This window comes from Mesorhizobium sp. M2C.T.Ca.TU.002.02.1.1, assembly GCF_003997225.1.
The window spans coordinates 1-2,965 of record NZ_RZTO01000757.1 but is presented as its reverse complement, the minus strand read 5'-3'; the positions used below and the strand labels follow the sequence as shown (position 1 = coordinate 2,965).

Sequence of the window (2,965 nt, the reverse complement as noted above, 5' to 3'; positions counted from 1 at the left end):
GCATCCTGCTCAACGCCATGACCATCATAGACATTCCGTTGCTCTACCAGAACCTGATCAAGGCGGCGATCCTGCTCGGGGCCATCATCGTCGACGGCATCATCAATCCGCGCGACGAACAGACCGCGCAACAAGGCGACATTTAGAGCAGATGGGCCAGCCCATCTGCTCTGGGGGTACCCGGAGCGATCGCGACGATCGGCCGGCAATGAAAACCGAACCAGAGGATGTGACATGAAACTACTCAGAACATTGATGGCGGCCGCCACGGCGCTCGCCGTTACCGCCTTCGTGGCGCCGAGCTTTGCTGCCGACGATCCGGGCCCCGCAGCCTATGCCAAGGCGCTCAACGGCAAGCGCGTCATGCTGGTGCCGCTGGCGATGGGCTTCGACCTGGCGCAGGGCTGGGCGCACTACCTGAAGAAGGAGGTGGAGGCCTGGGGCGGCACGTTCGAGACCCGCGACCCGAACTGGGTCGTCGATGCCGGCGCGCAGGCGATCACCGATGCGATCGCTTCCGACACCCGGCCTGATGTTCTGATCATCCACGCGCCGGACCTCAACTCCTATTCGAAGCTGATGAAGAAGGCGCAGGCCGCCGGCACCTATGTCATCCTGGTCGACAATCCCGCCAACTTCCCGGCCGACGCCTTTATCGGCAGTGACTGGGACCGGCTTGGCCAGCTCGAGGCCGAAGCGGCGATCAAGGGCTGCGGCGAGAACTCCTCCAAGAAGATCGGGCTGGTGCAGGGCGACCAGGCGAACTCGTCCAGCCTCTACCAGTATGCCGGCATCATGAAAGTGCTGGAGAAGCATCCCGATTTCCAGGTGGTGGCAAAGCCGGATTCGAATTGGGACGCGACCACCTCGCGCAACGTGACGACGACGATGCTGCAGCAGCATCCCGACATCTGCTCGATCATCGACTTCTGGGACGGCGACGCCACCGGCGCCTCGGCGGCGATCCGCGACGCCAAGCTCGACGGCAAGGTGTTCCTGGTCACCACCGGCGGCGGCGAAAAGGCCGCCGATTGCGACAAGCTCGTGGACGGCACCTATGGCGCCGTGGTGATGACCGACCTTGCCCGCCAGTCGGGCGACATGAACGCCATCATCAAGTTCCTTCTGCAGAGCGGCCAGCCGGCCGGCACCTCGCACACCTACATTTACACGCTGGAGAAGGCGACGACCAAGGCCGACCTCAAGCCCGACAGCTGCTGGGACCTGAAGGCGCTGCAGGCCGAAGCGGCGGCGAAATAAGCCGCGCCGCCCGAGAGCATCCCACGAGGTGGCCGGATCGGTCCGGCCACCTCTTTTCCCATTGAGTGACAGCAGTAGCCGATGACTTTTCGTGAACGCCTCCAGGCCTGGCGCTACAATCTCGTGCCCGACCATCTGGTCGGCGAGATCCTGACCAAACGCTGGACCGACAACGCCATCCCATTCCTGGCGCTGGTGGCGACGCTTGGCGTGTTCGGCTCGATCATTCCGGGCTTCTTCAAGCTCACCTCGCTGCAGGAATCGACTCGCCAGCTCGGCGAGTTCTCGCTGGTCGTCATCGGCATGACCGTGGTGATGCTGGGCGGCGGCATCGACCTCTCGGTCGGTTCGATCTTCGCGCTGTCCTGCTTCTCAGCCGTCTACGTCTTCTTCATCCTCGAGCAATCCATCTGGCTGGCGCTGGCCGCGGCGCTTGCGGCCGGGCTCGTCTTCGGCGCCATCAACGGATACTTGGTCGGATATCTGAGGCTGCGCGCCTTCCTCACCACGCTGGTCACCTTCATCTTCGGGCGGGCGCTGTTCGACATCCTCGTCACAACCTATGCGGTCGACGTGCAGCTTTCCCAGGCCTCCTCCGATGTGCTCGACTTCATCGGCGACGGCACGTTCTGGGGCCTGTCGGTTTCGGTCTGGCTGGCGATCATCCTTGCCATCGTCACGCATATCGCGCTGACCCGCTCACGACCGGGCTGGCATGTGCTGGCGGTCGGCGGCTCCCGGCGCTCGGCGCACAATGCCGGCATCCGCGTGCGCCGCACCGTGTTCATGACCTACGTCTTTTCCGGCTTCTGCGCCTCGATCGGCGGCTTTCTGATCGCCTGCCGGTTGAGCGGGGCAGGGCCGGGCACCGGCCTCAATCTGGAAATCATGGCGCTGACGGCGGCGGTGGTCGGCGGCGTCAGCCTGGGCGGCGGACGCGGCTCGGTGGTCAAGGGTCTGATGGGCGCCATCATCGTGCTCACCATGACCAACGGCCTGATCCGGCTCGGCTACGGCACCGGCACCAATCAGATGGTGCTTGGCATCCTTCTGGCCGTCGCCGTCACCATCGACATCCGCTGGCTGAAGAACCGCCATAAGGTGCTGAACGAGGTCTATGTCGCGCCGGTCTACCTCAAGATGGGCGAGACGCAATCAGCCGCGCCTGGTTCCGGCACATCCTACGAGCTCGACAATCGGCTCTCGGCCGCGGACCATATCGGGCTGGGCGAGCTGGAAGGACCCGAGGACGTCATCCTCGACCGCGACGACCATCTCTATTGCGGCACCCGCCATGGCGAGATCGTCCGCTTCTTCGCACCGGACTACAAGCGCTCCGAGGTCTTTGCCCATATCGGCGGCTTTCCGCTGGGCCTGGCCTTCGACAGGCAAGGCAATCTGATCAGCTGTGTCGGCGCCATGGGGCTCTATTCCGTCTCGCCGGACCGGGATGTGAAGCGGCTGTCGGCCGAGACGGCGCGCTCCTGGACCTCGATCGTCGACGATGCGCGCCTGCGCGACCCGAACGATTGCGACATAGCCCCCGACGGCCGCATCTATTTCACGGATTCCACCAAGCGGTACGACGCCCACGATTGGGCGCTCGACTCGATCGAGAACCGCGCCACGGGCCGCCTTTTGGTCTACGATCCGAAGGACGGTTCGACCAAGACGCTGCTCGACGGCTACCGCTACACCAACGGCG

General features: G+C 64.3%; 2 protein-coding genes and 1 pseudogene. All 3 read left to right on the top strand.

Translation table 11 applies throughout. The features are described from left to right. Window positions 1-146: pseudogene (locus EOD07_RS38715) on the top strand (ABC transporter permease); the annotation flags it as partial. 88 nt (window positions 147-234) lie between these two features. Next, window positions 235-1,260 (top strand): sugar ABC transporter substrate-binding protein, encoded by a 1,026-nt coding sequence (locus EOD07_RS28880; protein ID WP_127237780.1) that lies wholly within the window; start codon window positions 235-237, stop codon window positions 1,258-1,260. An 81-nt stretch (window positions 1,261-1,341) separates the two neighbouring features. Next, window positions 1,342-2,965, top strand: a 1,624-nt coding sequence (locus EOD07_RS28875) for an SMP-30/gluconolactonase/LRE family protein (protein WP_127237779.1), incomplete at its 3' end; no start/stop codon positions are given.

Coding starts and splice junctions, on each gene's coding strand:
- EOD07_RS28880 (WP_127237780.1), top strand. CDS start 235: ATGAAACTACTCAGAACATTGATGGCGGCCGCCACGGCGCTCGCCGTT.